The sequence below is a fragment of the Acetobacter vaccinii genome, from assembly GCF_008365315.1.
Taxonomy (GTDB): Bacteria; Pseudomonadota; Alphaproteobacteria; order Acetobacterales; family Acetobacteraceae; genus Acetobacter; species Acetobacter vaccinii.
Window position 1 is genome coordinate 2,705,556 of the sequence record NZ_CP043506.1, and the last position, 26,446, is coordinate 2,732,001.

Annotated in this window: 29 protein-coding genes and 2 tRNA genes; 11 read left to right on the forward strand and 20 right to left on the reverse strand. The window is 59.8% G+C overall.

What is annotated here, in order from left to right; all coding sequences use genetic code 11:
- The first annotated feature begins 1 nt into the window (after nt 1).
- A complete protein-coding gene (locus FLP30_RS12155; RefSeq protein WP_149280037.1) occupies nt 2–1,084 on the forward strand; it encodes an ATP-grasp domain-containing protein in 1,083 nt (360 codons plus the stop codon).
- A gap of 29 nt (nt 1,085–1,113) precedes the next feature.
- On the opposite strand, the gene FLP30_RS12160 is transcribed toward FLP30_RS12155, so the two are convergent.
- Nucleotides 1,114–1,962 carry an undecaprenyl-diphosphate phosphatase gene (locus FLP30_RS12160; RefSeq protein WP_149280038.1) on the reverse strand — a complete coding sequence of 283 codons (849 nt, stop codon included), beginning with the start codon at nt 1,960–1,962 and terminating at the stop codon, nt 1,114–1,116.
- Nucleotides 1,963–2,088: 126 nt separating this feature from the next.
- On the opposite strand from FLP30_RS12160, the gene FLP30_RS12165 reads away from it, so the two are divergent.
- The gene (locus FLP30_RS12165) at nt 2,089–2,547 is read left to right on the forward strand and encodes an MlaD family protein (RefSeq protein ID WP_149280039.1); all 459 of its coding nucleotides are present in this window, start codon (nt 2,089–2,091) and stop codon (nt 2,545–2,547) included.
- 97 nt (nt 2,548–2,644) lie between these two features.
- A tRNA-Met gene (locus FLP30_RS12170) sits at nt 2,645–2,719 on the forward strand.
- A 142-nt stretch (nt 2,720–2,861) separates the two neighbouring features.
- On the opposite strand, the gene FLP30_RS12175 is transcribed toward FLP30_RS12170, so the two are convergent.
- The 3 genes from FLP30_RS12175 to prmC are packed head-to-tail and all read right to left on the reverse strand — an operon-like array spanning nt 2,862 to nt 4,431.
- On the reverse strand, nt 2,862–3,308 hold the full coding sequence (locus FLP30_RS12175; protein WP_149280040.1) for a DUF4167 domain-containing protein: 447 nt from the start codon (nt 3,306–3,308) through the stop codon (nt 2,862–2,864).
- Nucleotides 3,305–3,520, reverse strand: a complete 216-nt coding sequence (locus FLP30_RS14140; protein ID WP_168200106.1) for a hypothetical protein — start codon at nt 3,518–3,520, stop codon at nt 3,305–3,307. The genes FLP30_RS12175 and FLP30_RS14140 overlap by 4 nt, the downstream gene beginning before the upstream one ends.
- A gap of 35 nt (nt 3,521–3,555) precedes the next feature.
- A complete protein-coding gene (prmC, locus tag FLP30_RS12180; protein WP_149280041.1) occupies nt 3,556–4,431 on the reverse strand; it encodes a peptide chain release factor N(5)-glutamine methyltransferase in 876 nt (291 codons plus the stop codon).
- A gap of 35 nt (nt 4,432–4,466) precedes the next feature.
- Here prmC and FLP30_RS12185 point away from each other — a divergent pair, with 35 nt between their 5' ends.
- The gene (locus tag FLP30_RS12185) at nt 4,467–4,925 is read left to right on the forward strand and encodes a hypothetical protein (RefSeq protein WP_149280042.1); all 459 of its coding nucleotides are present in this window, start codon (nt 4,467–4,469) and stop codon (nt 4,923–4,925) included.
- A 56-nt stretch (nt 4,926–4,981) separates the two neighbouring features.
- On the opposite strand, the gene prfA is transcribed toward FLP30_RS12185, so the two are convergent.
- The 6 genes from prfA to FLP30_RS12215 form a co-directional block, all read right to left on the reverse strand.
- On the reverse strand, nt 4,982–6,040 hold the full coding sequence (prfA, locus tag FLP30_RS12190; RefSeq protein ID WP_149280043.1) for a peptide chain release factor 1: 1,059 nt from the start codon (nt 6,038–6,040) through the stop codon (nt 4,982–4,984).
- On the reverse strand, nt 6,037–7,287 hold the full coding sequence (gene hisS, locus FLP30_RS12195) for a histidine--tRNA ligase (RefSeq protein WP_149280044.1): 1,251 nt from the start codon (nt 7,285–7,287) through the stop codon (nt 6,037–6,039). The genes prfA and hisS overlap by 4 nt, the downstream gene beginning before the upstream one ends.
- Nucleotides 7,288–7,415: 128 nt before the next feature.
- A complete protein-coding gene (gene ispG, locus FLP30_RS12200) occupies nt 7,416–8,576 on the reverse strand; it encodes a flavodoxin-dependent (E)-4-hydroxy-3-methylbut-2-enyl-diphosphate synthase (protein WP_149280045.1) in 1,161 nt (386 codons plus the stop codon).
- A gap of 133 nt (nt 8,577–8,709) precedes the next feature.
- Entirely contained in the window at nt 8,710–9,897 is a 1,188-nt protein-coding gene (locus FLP30_RS12205; protein ID WP_210419287.1) for a helix-turn-helix domain-containing protein, read from the reverse strand.
- Complete coding sequence (locus FLP30_RS12210; RefSeq protein ID WP_408834568.1) at nt 9,890–10,975, reverse strand: NAD(P)H-dependent flavin oxidoreductase; 1,086 nt, start codon at nt 10,973–10,975, stop codon at nt 9,890–9,892. The genes FLP30_RS12205 and FLP30_RS12210 overlap by 8 nt, the downstream gene beginning before the upstream one ends.
- Complete coding sequence (locus tag FLP30_RS12215) at nt 10,968–12,221, reverse strand: aspartate kinase (RefSeq protein WP_149280048.1); 1,254 nt, start codon at nt 12,219–12,221, stop codon at nt 10,968–10,970. Before FLP30_RS12215 ends, FLP30_RS12210 begins: the two co-directional genes overlap by 8 nt.
- Nucleotides 12,222–12,397: 176 nt before the next feature.
- Here FLP30_RS12215 and ubiG point away from each other — a divergent pair, with 176 nt between their 5' ends.
- Entirely contained in the window at nt 12,398–13,138 is a 741-nt protein-coding gene (gene ubiG / locus FLP30_RS12220; RefSeq protein ID WP_149280049.1) for a bifunctional 2-polyprenyl-6-hydroxyphenol methylase/3-demethylubiquinol 3-O-methyltransferase UbiG, read from the forward strand.
- Nucleotides 13,139–13,180: 42 nt separating this feature from the next.
- Here ubiG and FLP30_RS12225 read toward each other — a convergent pair whose 3' ends face one another.
- From FLP30_RS12225 to FLP30_RS12240, 4 genes are all read right to left on the reverse strand, one after another.
- Nucleotides 13,181–13,651 carry a DUF2147 domain-containing protein gene (locus FLP30_RS12225; protein WP_246856529.1) on the reverse strand — a complete coding sequence of 157 codons (471 nt, stop codon included), beginning with the start codon at nt 13,649–13,651 and terminating at the stop codon, nt 13,181–13,183.
- Between the two features lie 73 nt (nt 13,652–13,724).
- The gene (locus FLP30_RS12230; RefSeq protein WP_149280051.1) at nt 13,725–14,204 is read right to left on the reverse strand and encodes a DUF1178 family protein; all 480 of its coding nucleotides are present in this window, start codon (nt 14,202–14,204) and stop codon (nt 13,725–13,727) included.
- 36 nt (nt 14,205–14,240) lie between these two features.
- Complete coding sequence (gene grxC, locus FLP30_RS12235) at nt 14,241–14,501, reverse strand: glutaredoxin 3 (protein ID WP_149280052.1); 261 nt, start codon at nt 14,499–14,501, stop codon at nt 14,241–14,243.
- 98 nt (nt 14,502–14,599) lie between these two features.
- The gene (locus FLP30_RS12240; RefSeq protein ID WP_246856530.1) at nt 14,600–15,397 is read right to left on the reverse strand and encodes a ComF family protein; all 798 of its coding nucleotides are present in this window, start codon (nt 15,395–15,397) and stop codon (nt 14,600–14,602) included.
- Nucleotides 15,398–15,456: 59 nt separating this feature from the next.
- Here FLP30_RS12240 and FLP30_RS12245 point away from each other — a divergent pair, with 59 nt between their 5' ends.
- Entirely contained in the window at nt 15,457–16,323 is an 867-nt protein-coding gene (locus tag FLP30_RS12245; protein ID WP_149280053.1) for a methyltransferase domain-containing protein, read from the forward strand.
- A gap of 43 nt (nt 16,324–16,366) precedes the next feature.
- On the opposite strand, the gene pgmG is transcribed toward FLP30_RS12245, so the two are convergent.
- On the reverse strand, nt 16,367–17,776 hold the full coding sequence (gene pgmG, locus FLP30_RS12250) for a phosphoglucomutase/phosphomannomutase PgmG (RefSeq protein WP_149280054.1): 1,410 nt from the start codon (nt 17,774–17,776) through the stop codon (nt 16,367–16,369).
- Nucleotides 17,777–17,781: 5 nt separating this feature from the next.
- Nucleotides 17,782–18,660 carry a UTP--glucose-1-phosphate uridylyltransferase GalU gene (gene galU, locus FLP30_RS12255; RefSeq protein WP_149280055.1) on the reverse strand — a complete coding sequence of 293 codons (879 nt, stop codon included), beginning with the start codon at nt 18,658–18,660 and terminating at the stop codon, nt 17,782–17,784.
- A gap of 95 nt (nt 18,661–18,755) precedes the next feature.
- Here galU and FLP30_RS14145 point away from each other — a divergent pair, with 95 nt between their 5' ends.
- Nucleotides 18,756–18,902 (forward strand): hypothetical protein, encoded by a 147-nt coding sequence (locus FLP30_RS14145; RefSeq protein WP_168200107.1) that lies wholly within the window; start codon nt 18,756–18,758, stop codon nt 18,900–18,902.
- Between the two features lie 198 nt (nt 18,903–19,100).
- On the opposite strand, the gene FLP30_RS12260 is transcribed toward FLP30_RS14145, so the two are convergent.
- A tRNA-Leu gene (locus FLP30_RS12260) sits at nt 19,101–19,186 on the reverse strand.
- 72 nt (nt 19,187–19,258) lie between these two features.
- Here FLP30_RS12260 and lipB point away from each other — a divergent pair.
- On the forward strand, nt 19,259–19,969 hold the full coding sequence (gene lipB, locus FLP30_RS12265) for a lipoyl(octanoyl) transferase LipB (protein WP_149280056.1): 711 nt from the start codon (nt 19,259–19,261) through the stop codon (nt 19,967–19,969).
- On the opposite strand, the gene FLP30_RS12270 is transcribed toward lipB, so the two are convergent.
- Together FLP30_RS12270 and FLP30_RS12275 are read right to left on the reverse strand one after the other, a co-directional pair.
- On the reverse strand, nt 19,941–20,510 hold the full coding sequence (locus FLP30_RS12270) for a hypothetical protein (RefSeq protein ID WP_149280057.1): 570 nt from the start codon (nt 20,508–20,510) through the stop codon (nt 19,941–19,943). The two genes, lipB and FLP30_RS12270, sit on opposite strands and share 29 nt — an antisense overlap.
- Nucleotides 20,507–20,845, reverse strand: coding sequence for a BolA family protein (locus tag FLP30_RS12275; RefSeq protein ID WP_149280058.1), 339 nt, complete (start codon nt 20,843–20,845; stop codon nt 20,507–20,509). The genes FLP30_RS12270 and FLP30_RS12275 overlap by 4 nt, the downstream gene beginning before the upstream one ends.
- Nucleotides 20,846–20,895: 50 nt before the next feature.
- Here FLP30_RS12275 and FLP30_RS12280 point away from each other — a divergent pair, with 50 nt between their 5' ends.
- The 3 genes from FLP30_RS12280 to FLP30_RS12290 all read left to right on the forward strand — a co-directional run bounded on the left by FLP30_RS12280 (nt 20,896) and on the right by FLP30_RS12290 (nt 24,535).
- Complete coding sequence (locus FLP30_RS12280) at nt 20,896–21,516, forward strand: J domain-containing protein (protein WP_149280059.1); 621 nt, start codon at nt 20,896–20,898, stop codon at nt 21,514–21,516.
- Nucleotides 21,517–21,588: 72 nt separating this feature from the next.
- Nucleotides 21,589–22,596, forward strand: coding sequence for an AAA family ATPase (locus tag FLP30_RS12285; protein ID WP_149280384.1), 1,008 nt, complete (start codon nt 21,589–21,591; stop codon nt 22,594–22,596).
- A gap of 22 nt (nt 22,597–22,618) precedes the next feature.
- The gene (locus FLP30_RS12290; RefSeq protein ID WP_149280060.1) at nt 22,619–24,535 is read left to right on the forward strand and encodes a cobaltochelatase CobT-related protein; all 1,917 of its coding nucleotides are present in this window, start codon (nt 22,619–22,621) and stop codon (nt 24,533–24,535) included.
- Nucleotides 24,536–24,981: 446 nt separating this feature from the next.
- Here FLP30_RS12290 and FLP30_RS12295 read toward each other — a convergent pair whose 3' ends face one another.
- The gene (locus FLP30_RS12295) at nt 24,982–26,436 is read right to left on the reverse strand and encodes a pyridoxal phosphate-dependent decarboxylase family protein (RefSeq protein ID WP_149280061.1); all 1,455 of its coding nucleotides are present in this window, start codon (nt 26,434–26,436) and stop codon (nt 24,982–24,984) included.
- Between the last annotated feature and the right edge of the window lie 10 nt (nt 26,437–26,446).

Genomic DNA, 26,446 nt, shown 5'->3' on the forward strand with positions numbered 1-26,446 from the left:
AATGACACCCAGCAACACTCCCACAGCCCCTACCGATAGCGCACACCCTCTGTCCCTGTTTGAATTCTGGCCCGGCTGGATTTTCTATACACCCGTGGTGATCTACTGGATCCTGCTGGGCATTCGGTATGGGGATGTCACACTGCCCACGGCTGCCAACCCGCGCGTTGTCACCGGCGGACTGTGCGGGGAAAGCAAAAGCAGTATCCTGGACATGGCGGGAAGCTACGCATCACGCTGGATTGCCCCCTACACCACCTTTACTACCGGCCCGCAGGATGCCACCCAAGCACTGCAAGCCATACGGGAGCACGACCTGCACTTCCCCATCGTGCTCAAACCCGATGTTGGCTGCAATGGCACCGGGGTCAAACTTGTCCATTCAGAGCAGGAACTGACCCAGACGATCGCCACCTTTCCCCGTGGGGTCACGCTGATGCTGCAAAGGCTGATCCCATGGAAGGCAGAGGCCGGACTTTTCTACATTCGTGAAGCCGATGCTCCGCATGGATATCTGTCCTCCCTCACCTACAAGGACATTCCCACCCTGACCGGCAATGGGCACGACACTCTGCTCAGCCTTCTGCAGCAGGACACACGGACGGCCAAGGTCCTGCACATCTACACCCCCCGGCTTGCAAAACGCCTGAATGACATCCCGGCCAAAGGTGAAGAGATTGAGCTGGTTTTTACAGGCAACCACTGCAAAGGCGCCATTTTCCGCAATGGCATTGCTGACATCACGCCAGAGCTGACAGCCCGGATTGATGCGATCATGCAGGATATACCGGATTTTCACTTCGGGCGGATCGACGTCAAATTCCGCTCGGTTGAAGCCCTCCGCCGTGGCGAGGATTTTGAAATTATTGAAATCAACGGCGCAGGATCAGAGGCCACGCATATATGGGATGCTCGAACAACCCTGCGGGAAGCCTATGCCGCCCAGTTCCACCATTATGCCGCAAGCTTTCGCATCGGCGCGGCCAAGAAAGCCGCAGGCTGGAAACCGACAAGCCTGTGGCGGGGCATACGGCTGTGGCGGTGGCAGAAACGCCTGCTGGCCTCTTACCCGCTGAATGACTGACAAGGGCGGGCCAGAACCCGCCATATTTTTCAGGCCGCCAGATGCAGGGCCACAAAAGCTGCGGCACCAGCCACCATGCAATACCAGCCAAAGGGGGACAGTGCCCATTTGTCGTGGTTGCGGAAATAACGCATCAGAAACGCCGTGCTGGCCAACGCAGTCAGGCCGGACACCACGGCGGCAACCATGGCAATATGCATCTGCCCGGCATCCAGCGGCACGTGTCGCATTTTAAAGGCTTCTCTTACGGTTGCCGCAATAATGACCGGCTGCGCCATAAGGAAGGAAAAACGTGCCGCCGTATCATGGTGCAGGCCGCGCAGCAGACCACCGCAGATAGTCGCACCCGAGCGTGAAAAACCCGGGAAAAATGCAAGGCACTGGAACAGACCAACCACCACAGCATCCCGCAGGCTCAACCCGGCGATGCACCGTATCCCGGCCTCTCCCGCAAAGCCACGCAGGCGTTCGACAAGCAGCAGCAGCACACCGTTGAGGAACAGAAACACCGCGGCAGACGATGCCGATCCGAACATGGAACGTAGCAGATGCTCGAACAAACCACCCACCACAACTGCCGGAATGGTAGCCACAATCAGCAGTTTGAAAATATGGAAGCTTTCCGCCTGAATGCGCGCACCGAGCTTGCCGGAAGCCCCTTTGACCAATGAGGACCAGTCCTGCCAGAAAAAAATCAGCAGTGCGACAGAGGTGCCAAGGTGCAGCATGACCAGAAATGGCAGGAATGACGCATCATGCGGGTCGTACGACCAGTGCAGAATGGCTGGCAGGATAACGGCATGCCCCAGACTGCTAACCGGGAAAAGCTCTGTCGCCCCTTGCAGAAGCGCCATGACGAGTGCCTGAAAAAAAGACATATCCGCTATGATCCACACTAACCAAGACCCGCTGTAGTCCTTGCACCATGCATCCGTCAGCCGCAAGGATTTCATCCCTCCCGCTGGCATGATAGCGTGCCGCCAGACAGGGAGTAGACAGCGGATATGAGCAAACAAGGTCGGACAGGGGCATGTATTTTCAGCGGGCTGGTGCTGTTGGGCACAGCCGCCTTCGCCACATATGCCCTGGGCACACAAAAAGCCCCAGGCACAGCCAGTCAGGAACTGGCAGCCCGCTTTGTTTCAGCCAACGGCCTGTCCCGTGGGGCGGATGTTGATCTGGCCGGGGTGCGTGTTGGCCGGGTTACGTCTGTAAGCCTCGATCCGCAAAGCCAGATGGCTATTGTCCACTTTCGGCTCAATGCCAGCCTGCACATCCCGCAGGACAGCCTGTTGACCATTGGCAGCAGCACGCTGACAGCCGATAGCGCGCTGATGATTGAACCCGGACCCGGCGGCACCCCCGCCACACCAGGCACAGTCATGACCCATACGCTGGAGCCCACCAGTCTGGAGCAGCAGATCAGCAACTATATTTTTGGGGCAGGAAATCTGGGGCAATAACGCCAAGTCCCACCAGCCACTGAAAATTTTTGAAAAAATATCACTTAACGGATTGACGCCCCAGCCGGGAAAAGCTAAATCAGCGCCAACGACAGATGGCGGCGTAGCTCAGTGGTAGAGCAGGGGAATCATAATCCCTTGGTCGGAGGTTCAAATCCTTCCGCCGCTACCAGTTTTTCCCTGAAAAACTTGGATATCAGAAAAACTCCGAAAAGAAATTTTCGGAGCGTTTTTGTGTTTATAGCACTAGAAAAACAATACATGACCAGAAAACGCCTGCCTCATAACAAGGCAGGCGCTGACCGCTGACAGACTTACCCTTCAGACAGTTCCGGCTGAGGCTCGGCCCCGAGGTCACGGACTTCGATCTGATCGTCCTCCACATCCCCTTCCTGCTGACGATCATCCTCGTCCTCTGCCATCGTGGACGATGTGCGCTGCTGGCGCGCAGCTTGCCGCTCAGCCCGCTCCATCTGGCTTTGCTGGGCCGCCTGGGCCATCGCGTTCATAATGCGGAAATAATGCTCGGCATGCTGGAAGTAGGCTTCCGCTGCCACCCTGTCACCGCTGCCTGTCGCATCGCGACCGAGTTGGAGATATTTTTCAAAAAGCTGCTGGGCTGTCCCGCGGACACGCACATCCGGACCATGACTGTCAAAAACATGATTCCGGTTCATGGGAATCTGGCCGTTCAACTGGCGGGATGTTCCATTCCCGCCACCAGAACGATGATGTCTGGTCCGCATCCGTTTTACGTTCATGGGTTTACCACAGCGCTTTCCTGTTCATGGCACTTTGCATGAGGAAACAGTCCAAAATGAAAGGCATGTTCCTGAATGAAGGCCGAATTGTCTTTCGGAATGGGCTTTTTGAAAGACGGCTCCAAACAGCCATCAGATGAAAGGCCCTTACCGCTTGCCTTGGCGTGGCAGAAGTCGACGCTTTTGCCGCCAAAGGTATCAAGCCCGGTCACCCTACCAACAGAATCCAGCAAAGCCAACCAATTTTTTACACCACCCGGCGCAACACAACGACCCGTGAAATACCAGCAAGGTCTGGCACAACCGCCACAACCTGCAATCCGCCCGCCTGGGCGAGTGCCGTCAGGGCTTCGGCCTGCCCTATCCCGATTTCAAAAAAGGCCAGCCCGTCCTCATTCAACAGCGCAGGCAAACGGGAGCATAGGTCCCGATATGCATCCAACCCATCAGGCCCACCATCCAATGCTGTGCAGGGTTCATGCTCGCGCACCTCCGGCATCAAGTCCGCCAGATCTCTGGTCGGAATATAGGGGGGGTTGCTCAAGACAATATCGAACCTGACATTGGCCGCCAGTGCGTCAGACCAACGCCCCGCCAGGATATGAGCACGATCCCCCAGCGCACACTGCACGGCGTTTCCACGGGCCAGCACAGCCGCCTGAGGGTTGATATCAATACCAACCCCCCAGGCGTTGATATATTCAGCCAGCACAGCCAACAGAATACAGCCGGTGCCGGTGCCCAGATCCAGCACAGAAAGTGCTTTCTGCCTGTCAGGAACATGCTCCAGCACCGTGGCAATCAGAGTTTCCGTATCAGCCCTGGGCACAAGGCTGGCGGGAGAAACCTCCAGCTCCAATGTCCAGAAACCCTTGCGGCCTGTAATATAGGCAAATGGCTCATGACGGGCGCGGCGGGCCAGCAGCGTCAGGTAGCGCCCTGCCTCGACCTTATCCTGCCTGGACAAGGACAACATCTGCTCTGCCGAACGGCCCAACGCATGTTGCAGCAACAAACGTGCCTCCCGCCGAGGGGCTTCAATACCCGCCTGCTGAAGGACCTGCCCACCCAGTTGTAAAAGCTGTTCTATTGACTGACAGTCTTGAGTATCATCCGCCGCCATAACCCCTCCAACACTGCAACTATGTCTGTAATCCCATGCGTGCACCCTGGCATATCTTTTCGGCTCTGGCGTTGGCCCCCCTGCTTTTACTGGGGGTGGCCCCTTATGCCATGGCGGGACAATTTTCGGTCGTGGACGAAAAGGCCGATAGCGAAATTTCAGAAAATGCCCGGATCTACCTCGATGGCAGGCTGGTCGCCACATTCCGGCTGGATGACACAAAACGCAGCAAGGTTATCAAGGTGACAACACCTGTGGGCCGTATCGACCATTCCTATACTCTCTGCGGTGAAATCACCATTCGCACGCCTGAAGGCCGGGTCGAAACCCATGAGGTCAGCAGTGATGGCCTGCTGCACAATCCTGACGGGCACCGCCTCTACGCCATGGGAGCCGACGGCTTTACCGACTTTTTCCTGACCGACCCGGACTCACCCACAACAGCCGAGCATACGCCCGGCCATTCCGATGTCTGCGCTGCCCCCATCAGCTAGGCTACCCTGACCAACCCGGCCATTGCGGCCTGATGGCAAAATGGCCTGCCCTTCTGTCAGAACCCGGCCTCGGCCAGCAGGGCCGCCTGCTCTTCCTGCGTCAGGGCTTCCACAAAGTCATCAATCTCACCCAACATGACGCGGTCGATTTTATACAGGGTCAGGTTGATACGATGGTCCGTCACCCGCCCTTGCGGGAAATTATAGGTTCTGATGCGCTCGGAGCGATCACCCGTCCCCACCTGTGAGCGACGATGAGCCGCGCGGGAGGCATGAGCCTGCTCACGCTCACGCTCGTACAAGCGCGCACGCAGAATTTTCATGGCCTTGGCGCGGTTCTTATGCTGGCTTTTTTCTTCCTGCATGGACACGACAATGCCTGACGGCATGTGCGTAATCCGCACGGCACTTTCGGTCTTGTTCACGTGCTGACCGCCCGCGCCTGATGCCCTGAAGACATCAATCCTGAGGTCGGAGTCATCGATTGTGACATCAACCTCCTCCGCCTCTGGCAGCACGGCGACTGTCACCGTTGAGGTGTGAATACGGCCCTGACTTTCCGTTGCTGGCACACGCTGCACCCGGTGCACGCCCGATTCATACTTCAGGCAGGCAAACACCCCCCGCCCGTTGACTTCAGCAATGCCGCAGCGCAGGCCGCCTAGCTCGCTCTCGTCATAATCCATCAGCGAAAAGCGCCAGCCCTTGATTTCGGCATAGCGACGATACGCATCAAACAATTCAGCCGCAAAAAGAGCGGCCTCATCCCCACCCGCAGCAGGCCGCACTTCCAGGATTGCGCTGCGTTCATCCGCTGCATCCTTGGGTAGCATCGCCAGGCGAACGTCTTTCTGCAACTGTGGCAGACGCTCTTGCAGTTCTTCCAGCTCACTACTGGCCAGTTCCTGCATTTCCGGGTCGGACAGAAGCTGCTGGGCCTGAATTATGCCCTGCTCGGTCTCACGCAGGGCGTTAATACGGGCGACAACAGCTTCAAGCTCCGCGTATTCGCGCGAAGCCTGAATAAAGGCATCTCCACCCAGCCCACCGGCCAGCAGAGCCTCCAGTTCCAGCGCCCGGCTGACAATTTTATCCAGCCGTTCATCCAACGTCATGGCGCAAAAACAGTCCCGGCGTTGGACATCAGCGTGTCATGAGCAATTTCAGCTTCCTGCCCGCTTTCCATGCTTTTGACACGCACAACGCCCCGGGCCAGTTCATCCTCACCGACAAACACGACATGGCTGGCATTCTGCTTGCCTGCACGCTCCATCCGCTTCCGCAGGGAGCCTTTATAACCGATTTCCGTGCGGATACCCTGGCCACGCAGCCCCTGCAACAGCCCATACACAGCCGCATCTGCCGGGGCACCAACAGGCACCAGCACAACAGAACGGGGGGCGGCTGGCGCAGCCTCCAGCAGCATGGCCAGCCGTTCGACCCCTGCGGCCCAGCCAATAGCAGGCACATCAGGCCCGCCCATCTGGCTGACAAGCCCGTCATAACGGCCACCAGCCAGCACCGTACCCTGCGAGCCCAGGCGGTTGGTCACAAATTCAAACGTGGTGTGGTTGTAATAGTCCAGCCCACGCACAATGCTCGGGTTGACGACATAGTTGACCCCAAACACATCCAGCGTCCGGCGCAGTTCGGCCCAGAATGTGCGGGAGTGTTCTGTCAGATACGCATCCATCTTTGGGGCATCGGGCAACAGGGTTTTGTCGCCCGCATCCTTGCTGTCCAAAATCCGCAGCGGGTTTTTTTCAAGCCGTGTCAGGCTGTCCTGCGACAGAACAGATTTATGGGCAGAGAAATACTCCACCAGCGCCTGCCGCCACGCATCACGGCTTTCCGCATCGCCCAGCGTATTCAGCTCAAGCGTGACATGCTCGGCCACACCAAGAGCCTCCAGCACGGCAAAGCCCATGGCAATGGCTTCGGCATCCGCCAAAGGTTCGGCGGCCCCCAGAAGCTCTGCACCAATCTGGTGGAACTGGCGGTAACGCCCTTTCTGCGGGCGTTCATGCCGGAACATGGGGCCAGTATAAAACACCTTCTGCGGCAGGGACTGTGTGAGCGCATTTGTCACCAGCGCGCGGCAGATGGCCGCCGTCCCTTCGGGGCGCAGTGTCAGGCTTTCACCATCCCTGTCGCTGAAGGAATACATTTCCTTGGACACAACATCCGACGTATCACCCAGCGAGCGGGAAAAAACGCGTGTGTCTTCAAAAATCGGCGTTGACCATTCTTCAAAACCGTAAAGCCCGGCCACATGCCGTGCGGTATTCACCACCCGCGTATGGCGGCGCTGCTCCTCACCAATAAGATCGTGCGTTCCTCTTACGGGCTGAATACTGCTCACGGCCTGTCCTGTTCTGGTCGGCATTCTCCCTCATCACAGAAGGAAAACTGCCCTGTTTTTCTAAAATGAGGGGATGATGCCTGCTTCTGCCCCAACCACTACTCTGGTCGAGGCAGAACGTCAGACATTCAGTTGGCGGATGCCATGTCAGGCAGCGCCTGGGCTTCGCCCTGCAGCTTGGCTGCGGCTTCTTCCGCCTCAATGGCGGCTACGCGCTGTTCAACCAGATCCACGACGTGGCTGATCATGTCACCAGCGGCAATGGTGTGGTCCTGCTTGCCTGCGGCATACACCATGTGGCGGCCAGAGCCACCACCCGTCACACCCAAGTCTGTCAGCAGGGCCTCACCCGGACCGTTCACCACGCAGCCGATGATCGACAGGGTCAGCGGGGTCTTGATATGGGCCAGGCGATCTTCCAGCGTCTGCACGGTTTCGATCACGTTAAAGCCCTGTCGCGCACAGGACGGGCAGGAAATGATCTTGACCCCACGATGGCGCAGCCCCAGGGATTTTAGGATATCCCAGCCAACCAGCACTTCTTCTTCCGGCGCGGCGGAAAGGGAGACACGCATGGTATCACCAATCCCAGCCCACAGCAGGTTGCCAAGCCCAATGGATGACTTGACCGTGCCTGCGCGCTTGCTGCCAGCCTCGGTAATGCCAATGTGCAGCGGGTAATCGCAGGCATCAGCCAACTGCTGGTATGCCGCAACAGCCATGAACACGTCCGACGCCTTCACGCTGATCTTGAATTCACGGAAGTCATGATCTTCAAGAATTTTTGCGTGTTCCAGAGCACTTTCAACCAGTGCTTCGGGGTTAGGTTCGCCGTATTTTTCAAGCAGATGCTTTTCAAGCGACCCGGCATTCACACCAATACGGATGGAACAGCCATAATCCTTGGCGGCTTTCACCACCTCGCGCACACGCTCCGGGCTACCGATGTTGCCGGGGTTGATACGCAGGCACGCCGCACCAGCCTGTGCAGCCTCAATCGCGCGCTTGTAGTGGAAGTGGATATCCGCAACGATTGGCACGTTCACTTCGCGAACGATCTCGGCCAGCGCTGCCGTGCTTTCTTCATCCGGACAGGAAACGCGGACGATATCGACCCCGGCCACCTCTGCACGGCGGATCTGCTCGATTGTCGCCTTGGCGTCGCTCGTCAGAGTGTTGGTCATGGTCTGGATGGAAATAGGGGCATCCCCACCGACGGCGACCTTGCCGACATGGATCTGCCGGGATTTCCGACGCTCAATATACTGGTAAGGCCGGTAGCCGCTCATCTTGCATCCTTTTGTCGAAACGACAGTTGCCGGGCACAACCGTTTTCGGCGGCACGGCATGCCCTTGAGGTTGAAAGTTGTCCTGCCAAAGCCAGAGCGACCTGACTACCCGCAAAGGATGGAACAAGCCATGTCACTGTGCGCCCATCCCCCTAAGCTGGCGGGCATTCAGGTCATCTGCGCTGGGCTCTGGCTGTTTTGGCGCTTTGTCCGCTCGCGCGGGCTGGCGCGGCTTAACAGAACCAGACTGCCCGTTGGCAGAAGGCACAACTGCCGCCACATCAGGGACCGAGGCATCGGCTTTTGTCTTCACTAGCACAGGTGCGTCCTGCCCACCACCCACGGAACCATCACGCACGGTCTGGGCAGTCAGCGCGATGTTCCTGCGTACGGCACCATTGCGGCCCAGTGGCTGGGTTGTCAGACCATCGGCCACAAGCACCACGCCCCCGGCATTGCCGACGGTCAGGCTATATGGCCCATTATCCGCAGGGACCGACCAGTCATCACCCGCATGCAGGACGTGGTCATACACCACTTTCCCCTGCCCGTCCTTGACCTGCACCCAGCTTGTCCCCTGCGCCTTGAGCACAATCTGGGCATCCTGCCCGACTGGCGCTGGAGGAGGTACATCCGCACTTGGGGTCACCTCTGCCGGGACTGGACCGGGTTGGACAAATGACGGTGCCGCCGGACCTGCCCCTGCGACAGCAGGCGCTTCAGCCTCAGTTGCAACCAGAGGTGCGGGTATTTCAGGCTTCGGCAACGGCTGCGGCCCTGCCTTTTCAGGCAGGATGGAAGCCACCTGTGGTGATGGCGCGTTATGCCCCGTCTCACCAGGCATCAGGCTGGCCACAGAGGGCACATGCTCTGGCACGGGTGGGGTATGCCCGACAAAATAATACCAGCCCACATAGCTGGCCACGACGACTGCCAGCCCCAGTGAAATAGACACCGCAGGGGTCAGGCGGCGGTCGGGCGGTGGGTCTGGAAAGTCCAGAACCGGCTTGTGTATGGTGTTGCGGCTTTCCTGCCGGTAACGCCCCACAAGCACGGAAGCATCAAAACCCAGCGCCTGCGCGTATGTACGCAGGAAGCCCAGGGTATAGACCTCGGCTGGAAGTACGCTGGATTTACCTGTTTCCAGCGCATCAATATACAAGTCACGGATACGCAGCCATGTGGCTACATCGTGCACTGACCAGCCAAGCTGTTCGCGGCGCCTACGCAAAGCCTCACCCACACCCAGCGCCGCCACGTCGGGTAAAGGCAACTGCGGGGCGTTCTGCCCCGGCTCGGCTCCGTGGGCGTTTTCAGCCATCAGCATCCATACGTCGTTGTTGACGGACCAGAGCTACCACGGCCTGATCAATCAGGTCAGCAATAATCTGCGCCACAGGCTGAACCGAACCAACCATGCCCACGGACTGACCCGCCATGACGGAGCCGCGCTCGACATCGCCATCAATCACGGCGCGGCGCAATGCCCCGGCCCAGAAATGTTCGATATCAAGCTGGGCTTCCTCACGCGTGAGTTCCCCGCCCTGAAAGCGACGGATAACCTCGGCCTGATGGGCCACAAACTCGCGCCCCCCGGCATTGCTCAGTGCCCGAACGGGAATAACGGGAAAACGCTCGTCCAACTGCACCGATGTGACGGCATCGCGGGCGGCGGCCCGGACAAATGCCTTCTTGAAATTCTCGTGTGCAATGCTTTCTGCCGCTGCGGCAAAGCGCGTCCCGAACTGACCGCCTGCTGCCCCCTGCTCCAGATAGGACAGCAGGGCATCCCCACGACCAAGCCCACCAGCCACAAATACGGGCACATTCTGGATATGGGGCAGAATTTCCTGCGCCAGCACCGTCAGAGAGACCGGACCAATATGACCACCAGCTTCGGCCCCCTCGATCACAAGGGCATCCACCCCCATGCGAACGAGCCGTTTGGCCAGCACAAAGGCCGGAGCAAAGGCGATAACCTTGGCCCCACCGTCCTTGATGCGCTTGATGGCGGCACCGGGGGGGATACCCCCTGCCAGCACGATATGCCCAACACCAGCCTGAAGGCAGACCTCAACCAGTTCATCAAGCTGCGGGTGCATCGTGATCAGGTTGACGCCAAAGGGGCGGTCCGTCATGGCGCGGGTCGCGGCGATTTCTTCCGCCAGACGCGCAGGCTCCATGGCCCCACAGGCGATAACACCAAACCCACCCGCGTTGGAGATGGCCGACACAAGGTGCCGCTCACTCAGCCAGGACATGGCTCCGCCCAGAATGGCGTAAGGTGTGCCAAGAAATTCAGCCCCCTTCTGCCACAGCCGGTCGAGCGCACGCCGGGCGCGCTGGCGTTCAGCCTCTGTCGGGGCTTCGGTTTGCTCGGGTGCCAGAACCTCAGACATCATCCAGCCCATATGCTGTATGCAGCGCCCGGACAGCAAGTTCCGCATAGTCAGCCGCAACCAGCACCGACACCTTGATCTCGCTGGTGGAAATCGCCTGGATGTTGATGGAACGCTCGGACAGTGTGCGGAACATCGTGCTGGCAACACCTGCGTGCGAGCGCATGCCTGTGCCAACAACACTGACCTTAACAATATCCGGGTCTGTCGCCACTTCTTCGTACTGCACGGCTTGCCGCACGCTTTCCAGCACGCTGATAGCCCGCGGTAGGTCGGTCTTGCTGGTGGTGAAGGTCATATTGGTGGTGCCGTCAGCACCCGTGCTCTGGACAATCATGTCCACATTCACGTTGGCTTCGCTCAGCGGGCCAAAAATGGCGGCGGCAATGCCCGGCCGGTCAGGGATACGCCGGATCGACACCTTGGCTTCGTCACGGGAATAGGCGATGCCGGTAACCAGTTTTTTTTCCACGATTTCGTCCTCATCCACCACCAGAGATCCGGGCAACTGCCCTTCCATCACCGCCGGGCCATCCATAAAGCTGGACAGCACCTGCACACGCACACCCGCGCGCATGGCCAGCCCCACGCTCCGTGTCTGCAAGACCTTGGCACCGACCGATGCCAGTTCCAGCATTTCCTCGTACGTTACCTTGTCGAGCTTGCGGGCCTTGGAAACAATCCGGGGGTCTGTCGTGTATATGCCGTCCACATCCGTGTAGATGTCGCAGCGGTCGGCCTTGATGGCCGCAGCCAGCGCAACCGCCGACGTATCAGACCCACCCCGCCCCAAGGTCGAAACCCGCTCGTCCGGCGCAACACCCTGAAAGCCTGCAACCACGGGCACAATGCCTTCGGCCATGCAGCCCAGCAGACGGGTGCCGTCGATTGTGTCCAGACTGGCTTTGCCATGCAGCGAATCCGTGCGGATCGGCACCTGCCACCCGGCGAATGAGCGCGAAGGCACACCCAGCGCCTGCAAGGCAATGGCCAGCAGCCCACTGGTAACCTGCTCACCCGTGGCAACAATCGAATCGTATTCCATCGGATCATGCAGAGGGGACAGCGCCTGACAGTACCCCACCAGGCGGTTGGTTTCCCCCGCCATGGCCGAAACCACCACCAGCACATCGCAGCCCGCGTCTTTCTGTTTCTTGACGCGTTGGGCAACCGCCCTGATACGGTCGAGATCCCCCACGGATGTCCCGCCGAATTTCATGACAATCCGGGGTGTGGAACCGGACATAGCTTTATTCTCCACCAGACACGCCGCAAAAAATACTGTCCGCTCTGCTTTCTTCCTGATGTGACGGGGAAGAAAAGGCACATCGGAACAGTTGCACAGCTTTACAAGGCGCGTCACATAACCTTCCCGGCCCCCTTTCGTCCAGCGGGGAGACCAGCAGGAAAGGAATTTGTTGCATGAACGCCACCAACAGCCAGCCAGTCTCATCGGTCTCGGACGAGGAAATCACCCGTTTCAGTGCACTGGCGGAGCAATGGTGGGACCCCAGCGGCCCCATGCGCCCACTGCATGCCATGAATACGCTGCGTATTGCCTGGGCAGCACGCCACCTGCCTTTGCGCGGCGCGACCGCACGCAGGGCCAGAGTGCTCGATATCGGCTGCGGCGCGGGCATTGCGAGCGAGGCTCTGGCCAAGGAAGGATACGATGTGCTGGGGCTTGATGCCTCAGCCAACGGTATTGCTGCCGCACGCGCCCATCTGGACAGCACGCCCCTGCCCGCCACCGCAGGCCCGCTGGAATACCGCTGTGGCAGTGCCGAAACCCTTGTGGAAGAGCGGCAGACTTTTGATGCTGTCGTGGCGTTTGAGATTATCGAACATGTGACCGACCCCGCGCAGTTCACCCACATGCTGGCCCAACTGGTGCGCCCAGGCGGCACGGTTGTGATTTCCACCATGAACCGCACGCTGCGATCCTTCGCGGTTGGCAAAGTCGGAGCCGAATATCTGCTGAGGCTTCTGCCTGTTGGCACGCATGACTGGCGCAAGTTCATCCGCCCGTCGGAACTGGCCCAGTATGCGCGGGCTGCCGGACTACACACAACCGCCATCGCGGGCATGGCCCCAAGCCCCAGTGGCTGGAAGGAAAGCCGCGACATGGGGATCAATTACATCGCGGCTTTTCGGAAAGACTGACACGCAGGCACCCGGCTACAGCCGGGTTTGCCGCGGGCTCTGTCAGGGCATTTTGCACATCGGCCCCATGGGGCCACCGGTATAGCGGGTCCATGTCTGGGTTTCCCCAAAAATGGGCAGGCCGAGATAGCCCCGCAGTTTGAGAACATCAGGCTTGGGCGACCAGATCTGGGCATTGTAAACATGCCCGCTGTCCGGGTCGAGAATATGCCCACCCAGACGCCCGCTATCGCCCGACAGAGGCCTAAAATCCGTCAACATGCGGATATTACATTCCGGACGGCCATCATACCCATGGGGAATATCGGTGCCATCGTAACGCATGCCTACCAGCGTGCCGCAGACCGTATCTCCACAGCGCTCAACCTTGAACACACCATCGTGGTCCTGACTGAGCCAATAGCCCATCAGGGCCTCACCCGCCGCCGCACGCGCCTGCCCTGCCCCGGTCAACCCCGCAGCCAGGCAAAGCCCCAACACACCAACACGGACAAAACTGGTCAAACCCGCCATACGTCCATTCTCCCTTGGGATTATGTTCATGCGTATTTCCGCTCACAGGGCACGGTAGCTGGTTTAAAAGGCCTTAGCCATCCGCCTTGCGTACCCAGGGCACGGTATGGAATTCAACACCTTCATCTTCCAGAAGTTCACGGTCACTGCTGGTCATATCACCATATATGCCGCGCTGGGGAGCTTCGCCATGGTGCATGCGCAATGCCTCATCCGCAAAATTGCGCCCGACATTTTCGCAATTTTCTTCAATAGCCTCACGCACACGGCGCATGGCCCCCAACATAGCATCGGGCACCACAGTCTGAGCTTGCGGTGCAACTCCTGCCGCAGCAACTGGCACGGAGGCCTCTGGCTGCTGGGGGGCCGAGGCGGGTGGCTTGCGTCCACCTTTGACAATGGCCGGAGCCATCGGAGCCTGCTCGACCCTGGCTGACCCGCAATCGGGGCAGGACAGCAGCCCCCCTTCACGCAGGCGCGCAAAGGTGGCGCTATCCCTGTACCAGCCCTCAAACTCATGCCCGGCAGCACAGTGCAGGCGATAACAGATCATTCCTTTCCGCCCTTTCGCTGGCTGTCAGGCATTGTGTCAGCCAAGGCCAAGTTTGGCATCAAGCTGCCCCTGACGCTCCAGAGCCATCAGGTCATCACACCCACCAATAAGCTGGCCGTCGACAAAAACCTGCGGAACTGTTGTCCGCCCCCCTGAACGCTCGATAGATTCCTCTCGTTCCTTGGTACCTCTGGGAGCATTGATTTCCTTGAAATCAACCTTCTTGCTTTCCAGCAGGCCAACAGCCCGAATGCAGTATGGGCAACCCGGCTGCGTATAAATTTCGATCTGCGGCATTCCATGTCTCCTGTTGGTTTGTTCTGGCGTAAAATAAGCTCTCAGCCCGGCAGGCCATACCCACCTGAGCAGCCTTTATGACTTTCTGAAACAGCCTCTTACATATGGGAAGCAGGCTTTGGCATATCCAGCAGGCTTATATCAACTTCCTCCCGCGCGGGAACAACTGCCGCGACGAGAAGGTCAACGCGGGCAGCCCCTGCCTGCTGCAAGGCCGCCACACAGGCCGTCGCGGTCGCCCCTGTGGTCAGCAGGTCATCAACAAGCACCACATGCCTGCCTGCAATCTGGTTGCGGCGGGTTGCCCGCACAGTCATGGCATGCTCAACCTCCACCCAGCGCGCCTCGCGCGAGAAACGGGCGAGGCTGGCTGTCGCCCGCTGCCTGACCAGGGCATCTGGCACATGCTCAAATCCGCCACGACGCGCTATGTGCGCGGCCAGCAAGGCCGCCTGATTATACCCACGCCGCAACAGCCGCCACCTATGCACGGGCACCGGTACCAGCAGCACACCGGGCCTGAGCATATCCGCCCCTGCATGCACCATGCGCTGCCCCAGAAAGGCAGCGTTTTCCAGCCGGTCAGCATATTTGAGCTGCAAGACCAGACTGCGGATAACCGGCGTGTAAACAAAAGCCGCCCGTGCCTGCCCCCAGAGCGGAGGATGGCGCTCGCACGCAGGGCAACACCCCCCATCCCCCAACATCGCCTGCGACACTTGTGGCGTTGCACACGTGCGGCAAAAAGGCTGTACCACAGGCTGTGACTGCACCAGACACGGCCCACACAGCAGGCCCGCCTGTGTGACATCTGCCCCGCAGGACAGGCAGGACGGTGGGTAGAGTAAATCCAGCAGGGCGTGCCAGACCCGCCTGAACATGGCGGGTCTGGTCATACCCTTCCCACCCATCCAGCGCTTGGCAAACCTCGTAGAAACGCGCACATCATGACCTCATGACTGTACCGGATATCTTCGATTTCAAAGCTGTACGCCGCCATCGTAATCGTGCCGCACGGCTCCAGCATACCGTAACGCCGATTCTGGATGCAGCCGCTGGCATTCTGCTTGATCGACTGGATGATGTTGCCCGGCAATTTACCTCTGCGCTGGATATTGGCGGGCGCGGCCTGATTGCCACTGCACTGGCAGAGCGAAACATTCCTGTTGTGTCCCTTGATAGCGCACCCGATCAGGCAAGGCAGGCTCCGCCACCCGCCCTCTGCGCTGACATGGATACACTCCCCTTTGCACCCCATAGCTTTGATCTGGTCATTGCCAATCTGGCCCTGCACTGGGTGAACGACTTACCGGGAATTTTCAGCCAGATCCGCCATGCTCTACGGCCCGATGGGCTGTTTCTGGCCAGCATGCCCATACTGCCCACCTTGCGGCCCCTGCGGAACGCACTGGACAATGCTGAACTGGCTTTGTGTGATGGGGTTTCCCCCCGCGTTTCACCCCTCCCGACCCAGCAGAGCTGTGTGACCCTGCTCCAACGGGCGGGCTTCGCGCTCCCTGTGGTTGACCACGAAAGCCTGGACCTGCGCTACCGCTCACTCCGGGCCCTGATGGCGGACCTGCGGGCTGCGGGTGAAAACAACGCCCTGACCCTGCGTACACGCACGACAGCGCCCCGCATGCTGTTTGCTGCTGCCGCAGCAGAGCTGGAAAGCAACGCAGAAGGCCACTTTGCCATGCCCCTGCATATGGCCATTCTGTCAGGCTGGGCCCCTGACCCATCACAGCCCAAAGCGGCCACACCGGGGCAGTTTGACACAAACCTGAACGATGTTTTTACCCCAACGTCACCGAAGGGATAAAAACGCTCCGCCCCGTCATGGCTGACAGGGCGAAGCCTTGGACTTAGTGGCCTGCGTTATTGCCTGAAAAGTCAGGCTTTTCCAGACCGGACTGCTCCAGCTGGGCCACCAGCGCAGCCTTCAAGCGGTCAAGCCCGGCAGCATCGCGGCCTTCCGCACGGGCCACCAGCACGGCCTGCGTGTTGGACGCACGCAGCAGCCACCAGCCATCGGCTGTGTTGACGCGCACACCATCAATACCGGAGACATCCGCCCCCTCCGCCTTGAGGCGGGCCGCCACTTCCTCGATCACTTCAAACTTGCGGCGGTCATCGCAATTAAAGCGGACCTCCGGGGTGGAAATGGTCAACGGCAGGGCCTCGCGGAACACCGACAGAGGTTCATCCATCCGTGCGACAATACCCAGGGCGCGAACGCCTGCGTACAGGGCATCATCAAACCCGTACCACTTGTCAGCGAAGAAGATGTGGCCGGACATTTCGCCCGCAAGAGGAGAGCCCGTTTCCGCCATCTTGGATTTGATGAGGGAGTGGCCGGTACGCCACATCAGCGGCTTGCCGCCTGCGCGTGCCACTTCATCAAACAGCACCTGGCTGGCTTTGACGTCGGCAATAATGGTGGCACCAGGGTGGGTCTTGAGCACATCACGCGCAAGAAGGACCAGAATCTGATCCCCCCACAGGATCTCGCCCTGATTGTCCACAATACCGATACGGTCGGCATCACCATCAAAGGCAATACCAAGATCAGCACCGTTATCACGCACAACGCTGATAAGCTGCTCGAGGTTCTTGGCAACCGTGGGGTCGGGGTGGTGGGCCGGGAATGTGCCGTCAATCTTGGCATTGAGCACAATATGCTCGCCCGGCAGCAGTGCCACCAGATCTTCCAGCACCTCACCAGCCGAGCTATTGCCGTTGTCCCAGACGATCTTGAGCTTGCGCTCGCCGCCGTCATAGTCACGGACCAGACGCTGAACATACTCTTCGCGCAGGTCAACTTCCCGCACGCTGCCTTTTTCCAGCGTGACAACGTCACCCTTGGCAGCAAGCTCACCCAGTTCGCGAATCTGCTCACCAAAGAAGGGCTTGCCCGCCAGCATCATCTTGAAGCCGTTATAGTCCGGCGGGTTATGGCTGCCCGTGACCATAATGGCCCCATCGGCCTTCAGCGCGGATGAGGCGTAATACAGCATGGGCGTGGGGCCACGGCCAACCCGCACAACCTCCAGCCCACACTCAGCAACACCCTGAACCAGAGCTTCTTCCAGCATGGGGGAAGACAGGCGACCATCATAGCCGACCACAACAAGCTTGCCGTTGTTGCGACGCACTAGACTGCCAAACGTACGCCCGATGGCAAAGGCATCCTCAGCGCTGAGGGTTTTGCCAACAATCCCGCGGATATCATATTCACGCAGGCTGGTCGGATCGAAATTATGAGAAAACGACATTTATATTACCCAACGTAACGCTTGAGGAATTCCCGGACGCCATCAGCCAGTTCGGGGCGTTCGAGGGCAAAGGCGATCTGGGCTTCAAGGAAGCCAAGCTTGTCGCCGCAGTCATACCGTGTGCCTTCGTAGCGCACGCCGTGGAAGGGCACATGCCCGATCATCTTGGCCATGGCATCGGTCAGCTGCACTTCACCACCCGCGCCGCGTTCAAGCTTGCCCAGATGGGGCATGATGTCGGCTGTCAGGATATAGCGGCCAATGATCGACAGGTTGGAGGGGGCGTCTTCCGGCTTGGGTTTTTCAACCAGCCCCTTGACCTCAACCAGGTGGCCGTTGTCCGACCCGACATCCAGAATACCGTAACGGCTGGTATGCTCACGCGGCACTTCCGAGACCGCCACAACGTTGCCGCCCGTCTCGTTATAAGCATCCACCAACTGCTTGAGGCAGCCAACGGGGGCGCGCACCATGTCGTCAGGCAGCAGGATGGCAAAGGGATCGTTGCCGATAAATGTACGCGCGCACCAGATCGCATGGCCAAGGCCCAGCGGCTCCTGCTGCCGCACGGCAATGAGCGACCCGGCCTTGATGGCGCTGGGGGCCAGCGCGTTCAGGCAGTCGGTCTTGTTCCGTTCCTTGAGGGTGCTTTCCAGTTCATAGGCAATATCAAAATAGTCGATCAGGGAATCCTTGCCACGGCCTGTAATCAGGCAGAATTCCTCAATCCCCGCGGCGCGCGCCTCGTCAATGGCATACTGGATCAGCGGCTTGTCAACGACAGGCAGCATTTCCTTGGGCATGGCCTTGGTCGCCGGCAAAAAGCGCGTTCCCAATCCGGCGACAGGGAGGACTGCTTTACGTAAAGGCTTGGGGCTAGACACGAATGCAACACCTTAAAAAATCAAGTTGAACATATTTCCGAACCGGCCCGCAGCTTATGCAATCCGATTCATCGTCATGGGCAGGGGCGTAGCCGGTGCCTCTGGCAACAGTAACGCCATACCCCACCCCCATGACGCCTTGGGGCTTTTCAAAAATCATCAAACCTGGCGCGGTGGTGGTGTGTGCCTATGGTTTTTCCATCCGGCACACCCTCTACCCGTTCCTGCCTGCGAATGCCTGAATCAGCCCTGTAACTTTCTGACACATCTCCCGCCGTGAAGACATTTCCAATTACCGGGAAAGATTTGTCATGATTGTGACAACAGCAGCACAAAAATGGGAAAAGGCCAACAGGGGCCAAAAAAACACCAAAAGCGGCATGGTCCCATGGGTTTCCATGGGGCTATACCGTTTATGGCAATACTATTTTTAGAAAAAATGGTGCGGTCGAGAAGACTCGAACTTCCACGAGGTTTCCCCCACAAGCACCTCAAGCTTGCGCGTCTACCATTCCGCCACGACCGCACGTGACAACAGGTACCAAAAAGGCGATACCGTGTGGTGAGAAGCCTATAACCGAACAACAGACAGGCGGCAATGACCAAAGACCAAATTTTGTGGGAAATAAGCAAAAAAGAAGTTTCCTACCCACAAGCCCTCGCCCGGATGGAGCAGATCGCGCGCGATATTCGCGCCCAGACTGCTCAGGAACGGATATGGCTGCTGGAACACCCGCCACTCTACACATCTGGCACATCATCGCGGGAGGAAGACCTGTTCAACCCCGCAGGATACCCAACGTATCATGCAGGCCGGGGTGGGCAGTGGACGTACCATGGACCGGGGCAGCGCACGGCCTATGCCATGCTTGACCTCAACCAACCCCATGGAGACCTGCCCGCCAAGGACCTGCGTGCCTATGTGCAGGCGCTGGAACGCTGGATCATAACGGCACTGGCGCAGTTTGGCGTGACGGGGGAAGTGCGCGAGGGCCGTGTCGGCGTGTGGGTTGCAAACCCCACAACCGGTCAGGAAGAAAAAATCGCCGCCATTGGTGTGCGGGTTTCCCGCTGGGTCAGTTGGCATGGGGTAGCGATCAATGTGAACCCACGCCTGTCCGACTTTGAAGGAATCGTCCCCTGCGGCATCAGGGACTACGGCGTGACCAGCCTGCACAAGCTGGGCCTGCGCACCACCATGGCGGAACTGGACGCCGCACTTGTGGCGTCATGGCGCACTGTTTTTGGCAGCACGCCCTCAGCCTTGCAGGAAGTGGCCGTTACGGCGCTTCAAGATCAATCAGCGTAACTCTGCGACGCTCATCCACAATGCGGGCCTCATAAAGGCTCAGATGGCCCGCCACCGTTCTGAAACGCAACGTCACCAACCCTTGGGAAGGATTGTCGGTGCGGGTCAGCGACAGTTGCAGCAGGCCATCCGCCCCATGCTGGACGTCCGTCACCGTTACAGGCCCCGACAGCCGCATGGGGTTGTCCAGCAGGAGCCCAAGCGGGTTGTGCGCCAACCCCAGATGGGTCTCCGCCCCGGTCTGGCTGTCGGTAAAGACAGCATGCCGCCCCTGCGCTGTCAGGTCCATCACATGGGGCTGGGTAAAGTGCATGGACAATGCGCCGGGGTGATAGCTCAGCGTGCCCGCCCCGCGTGCGCCATCTGGCCATGCCTGCACAAAAGGCACCGATTCCAGGTCAACAGTCTGGAAATATCCTTCCACCTGATGAACCGCCGCCCTGTCGGACGGGCTCTGCCCCCCCTCCGGCGTGGCACAGGCTGCCAGCACGAAGGGCAGGACAAACGCCAGTGCCCGCATAACCGGGACTCGGGCTGTCATGCCAGTTGCCCTTCCTCGTCCGGGGTGCGCAGTGTCAGCGCCAGAGCGTGCAGGCCGCTGGCCAGTTCATCTGCCAGAGCGTCATGCACCATGCGCGAGCGGGCAACGCGGTTCACCCCTGCAAACGCCTGGGACACCACATGCACACGCAAATGGGTTTCCGTCGCGCCAGCCTCCGGGCCGCGCACCATGGCCTTGTGGTGGGCGTGTCGGTGGCTGTCGTCTTGGATGTCGAGCCTTTGCGGATGAAGCAGCGCCACGAGCGTTGCCCTGACCCGCGCAACACGCGGCCCCTCGTTACCAGAGGGGGATACTGACTCAGGAAGAGCGGTCATGCAGTGTTAACCTCTTGCGACTGACGCGTTTGCAACGCAAATAACAGGAAATGACGAAGCGAAGGAACACCCGCCCCCGCGCATTCGATCCGGACCCAAACGCGCCGGAACGCTGCTGCGACATGCCTGGCTGTGAAAAAGCGGCCGGATACCGCGCGCCCCGCTCCCGCGATACGCTGAACCAGTATTACTGGTTCTGTCTGGAGCACGTACGCGACTATAATGCACGGTGGGATTACTACAAAGGCATGAGCCCCGGCCAGATTGAGGCGCATCTGCGCGCCGACACAAGCTGGGACCGGCCAACATGGACATTCGGGCAGGCAGGCACGACCTCCACCCGCCGCGCCACCCCGCAGGAAGAGGATATCCTTGACCCGCTGGACATTCTTGGCACCCACCGCCGCGCGCGGGCCGAGCGCGCGCGTGCACAGGCGCAGGACACCCCCAGCGCCCCCATGGCCCTGCGCGAACCTTTGGCCGTACTGGGGCTGGCGTGGCCTGTTTCTCTGGAAGATGCAAAAACGCAGTACCGCGTCCTGGCCCGCAAGCACCACCCTGACACCAACAACGGTGACCGGCAGGCGGAAGAGCGCCTCAAACGCATCAACGTCGCTTTCACGATCGTGAAAACCCATCTTCTTGCGGAAGACCTCGAAAAAACCGCCTGAGCATGTATCATCATGGCTGAGACCATGATGGATAACGCGGCTTTCCCGACCACCCAGAACAGACGGACGACCATGACTGACACCACATCCGAGGCACCCGCCAGCAACCTGCCCCCCATTGCAGCCATTGCGGCCCCAGACCTGCAGGTTTCGGCCCGCGAGGTGTTTGGCATCGACTCCGACATGGTGGTTCCGGCTTTTTCCACCCGCACCGACCATGTGCCCGTAATCGATCCGACCTATCTGTTCGACCACGACACCACACTGGCCATTCTGGCAGGCTTTACGTACAACCGCCGCGTGATGGTGCAGGGCTTTCACGGCACGGGCAAATCCTCCCACGTGGAGCAGATTGCCGCACGGCTGAACTGGCCGTGTATCCGCATCAATCTGGACAGCCACGTGTCACGCATAGACCTGATCGGCAAGGACGCCATTGTCGTGCAGGATGGCCAGCAGGTGACCGAATTTCAGGAAGGGCTGCTGCCCTGGTGCCTGCAACGCCCCTGCGCCCTGGTGTTTGATGAGTACGATGCCGGTCGCCCGGATGTCATGTTCGTCATCCAGCGTATTCTGGAAGTGGAAGGCAAGCTGACCCTGCTGGACCAGAACCGGGTTATTACCCCTCACCCGTGGTTCCGCCTGTTTGCCACCGCCAACACCGTGGGCCTGGGTGACACGACCGGCCTGTACCACGGCACACAGCAGATCAACCAGGGCCAGATGGACCGCTGGAGCATTGTCACGTCGCTCAACTACCTGCCCCATCAGCAGGAAGTCGGCATTGTCTGTTCGCGCCTTGGCATCAGCCCCCAGGACAAGGCTGAATACGAAAAAATCAACAACATGGTGGCACTGGCAGCCCTGACCCGGACCGGGTTCATGGCGGGTGATCTGTCCACGGTCATGTCTCCGCGTTCGGTCATCGCCTGGGCGGAAAACGACCGTATCTTCAAGGATACGGCTTTTGCGTTCCGCCTGACCTTCCTCAACAAATGTGACGAGGCAGAACGCGGCATGGTGGCGGAATATTATCAACGCTGCTTCAACACCAGCCCATTGCCAGGCCGCACTGCCTGAACACCAGCACAGCGGAGGCCCCATGGCTGAGCAGACAAAAGGACCAGCCGATACCGGCCCCCGCCTGTCGCGGGAGGAGGCTGAAAAGAGGGCTGACACCTTCCGGCAGGCCACCGCCGCCACACTCCGGGCCATGGGGGGGCAGCGGGAAGCTGATGTGTCCTTTCACAGCGGCAACATGCCGCTGGCCCCGCTCAGCCTAGGCGGCAAGATACGGCTGCAAACCCCGACCCTTGCGCTCAATGATGAGGAACGGCAACGCCTGCGCGGTGATGCCGACGCTCAGGCCCTGCGCCTGAAACACCACGACTTTGCCCTGCATGCCGCCCGCCAGCCTGCCGAAACAACCGCGCGTGAGGTCTATGACGCGCTGGAGCAGGCCAGAATTGAAGCTCTGGGCGCACGCCATATGAAAGGTGTGGAAGCCAACCTGCGCCACCGGCTGGAGCAGGAAGTCCGGTCCTACGGGCTGGACCGCATGACCGACCTTGAGCAGTTTTCGCCCGTGATCGGGCTGGAACTGCTAGCGCGGGAAATGCTGACAGGCACCCCTATGCCGCCCGAAGCACGCGACATCGTCACCCGCTGGAAGGCCACCCTGCCCGAACAGGCGCTGGATGCGCTGACAGGCCTGAGCACCAATCAGGAAAACCAGGCCGCCTATGCCCGTGCCTCTCGCCGGTTGCTGGCCGCCTGCGCACTTGCCGAGGACGACGCCCCCACCGACGAGGAAACCCTCGACGACTCCGCGACAGACGACACGGAGCAGCCGGAAGAAACAGCCGACCAGCCCCCTGCCCCGCAGGATGACGACAGCCAGGACGACGAGCCTGATATGTCAGAAACCATCACCCAGCCACAGTTGATGGCGGGCGGTGGCGACAGTGCCGATGACGGCACGGAGGATGACGAGCAGGATTCCGACTCAGCACAGGAAAACGGTGAGGCCGCAGGCCCCGGCCAGAAACCCGAGGCCGAGCCGGGTGAAACCGCCAAGGGCTATCACCCCTATACAACTCGCTTTGATGAGGAAATTCCGGCCGAGGAACTCTGCGACCCGGAGGAGCTGACCCGTCTGCGCCAGCAACTCGATCTGCAACTGGCAACCCTGCATGGCGTAGTCTCACGACTGGCAAACCGGCTGCAACGCAGGCTGATGGCCCAGCAGACACGGTCATGGCTGTTCGATCAGGAAGATGGGCTGCTGGATGCGGGCAGGCTGTCACGCATTGTGGTCAACCCCATGATGCCGCTGTCCTGCAAGCGCGAACGCGATACCGAATTCCGCGATACCGCTGTCACGCTCCTGATCGACAACTCGGGCTCCATGCGTGGGCGGCCTATTTCCGTCGCCGCAGCCTGTGGGGACATTCTGGCCCGCACCCTCGAGCGCTGCGGCGTGAAGGTGGAAATTCTGGGCTTTACCACCCGTGCCTGGAAAGGCGGTCAAAGCCGTGAACTCTGGCTACAGGACGGCAAGCCCCCCACCCCTGGCCGCCTGAACGACCTGCGCCACATCATCTACAAATCCGCCGACACACCGTGGCGGCGGGCGCGGGCCAACCTTGGCCTGATGCTGCGCGAAGGGTTGCTGAAAGAAAACATTGATGGCGAAGCCCTGCTCTGGGCCTGGCAACGCCTGAAAGTGCGGCCTGAGGCCCGACGTATTCTGATGGTGATTTCCGACGGTGCCCCGGTGGATGACAGCACCCTGTCCGTCAACCCGGCATCCTATCTGGAAGACCATCTGCGCGAGGTCATCCGCATGATTGAGAGCAAAAGCGCGGTGGAACTAACAGCCATCGGCATCGGGCATGATGTCACCCGCTACTACCAGCGGGCTGTCACCATTACCGATGCAGAGGAACTGGGCGGGACCATGCTGCAATCCCTCTCCGCCCTGTTTGATGACAAGCCTTTAGGCCGCAAAAAGCGCTGACAGGCTCGGCTTCAGTGAGGGGCAGACAGATGTGCCTCACTGAATTCTCTCCCGCATATAGGCAGCGACTCAGTGTTGGACGCAGCGCTCCGCATGCGCAGAGCATGGCGGGGCCAAAGGCAGCAAACTTTTATATGCCGCCTTGGGTTACAGAACGCTGCATGCCCATAAGTGCGGAAGAGCCCAGCTACTACTCGGTAGATAACGAACTTCTTTGCTAGGCCATAAAAAGCCTCGCTAGAAGCCCGATATCCGTGACGGCACTTCCCAACGGAGATTCCATGGATGGGCAGCCCCCATCCGTCAACACGGGGGCCTTCCTAAGGAGAGCCTCTGCACCCAGCCATCCGTTTGTAACGCAGAAGCAGAGTTGGCGTGCCAGCTATCGCACGCCCCTTAACACAGACTATGCCCCATTCCAGCGCAACCGCTGCCCGCATAGCCTTTTAGCCCGGCCCTGCCTGCCCCTCACTCTGTCGCGCAGTAGCTAAGCTGTGCAGCATATCAAGCATAATATCGACATCATGCTCCGTTGTGCGATGGTTGACCAAGGCCGCCCGTATCACAACCTGCCCGTTCACTTTGGTGGTCGAGGGCGCTGCCACACCACTTTCGTGCAGGTCTTTCACCAGTTCAGCATTCAGCCAATCCGGGTCATATGCCTGTAGAGCAACCACCCGAAAGCAGACCACATTCAATACAACCGGGGCCATGAGCTCCAGCCACGGCAGGGCATTGACCCGCATTGCCAGATAGCGCGCCACTGCGCAGGACCGCGTAACCACCGCCCCCAGCCCATCCGTGCCGAACCCGGCGATGGCAAACCAGACCTTAAGCGCCCGAAACCCACGTGACAGGTCCGGCCCAAAGTCACAGAACCACGGGGCCTGCGCTGCCAGCCCCCTGTCCTCGCGCGACAGATAGTCTAGCGACTGGGCAAAGGCTGCGGCCTGTCGCCCCGGCTCGCGCACGAGCACACACCCGGCATCGTAAGGAACCTGCGCCCATTTGTGGAAGTCAAACGCCAGACTATCCGCCCGCTCCATGCCATGCAGCAACGGAGCATACGCCTCCGACAGGCGGGCCATGGCTCCAAAAGCTCCATCAACATGGAACCAGAGCTTCTCCCGCGCAGCCAGATCTGCCAGTGCGTCCAGCGGGTCCACAGCCCCGACATCAACCGTGCCTGCTGTCCCGATCACCACAAAAGGTTCAAGCCCCTGCGCCCGATCTGCTGCAATCATGCATTCAAGTGCCCGCACATCCATGCGGAAATCAGCATCCATAGGCACACGCCGCAGGGCCTGTGTGCCCAATCCTGCCATGTCAAAAGCGCGGGCAATACAGCCATGGGCACTGGCACAGGCATACCCAACCAGCGGCCGCCCCGACAGTCCGGCCTGCCGGATTGCTCCACCCTCTGCCACGGCACGGCTGGCTGTCAGAATGGCGATGAAGTTGGCCATGGAAGACCCGGTAACAAGCAGCCCCGTGGCCTCCTGCGGAAAACCGAACATACTGGCTGCCCAACGGATAACCATACGCTCCACATCCACAGGAATATGGTTGCGGCCACCCAGATTGGCATTAAGCCCCGCAGCCAGCATCTCGGCCAGCATACCCTGCGCGGTCCCACCGCCATGCACCCAGCCCATAAAACGCGGGTGCCTGTTGCCCACAGCATAAGGCACCACATCACGCATGAACTGCTGGTAAAGCTGGGCTAAATCAGTGCCCGCCTGAGGGAGAGGCGCTGTCTGGAACATGCCACGCACCGCCTCTGGCGGAGGCTGCCAGACAGGCCCCTGCGCCACAGAGCGGATATTATCCAGCATGCCATCCAGCATGCTGTGGCCAATAGCCCGCAGGCTTTCCCAGTCTTCCGGGTCCAGGTTGGACATAGGGCCGCCT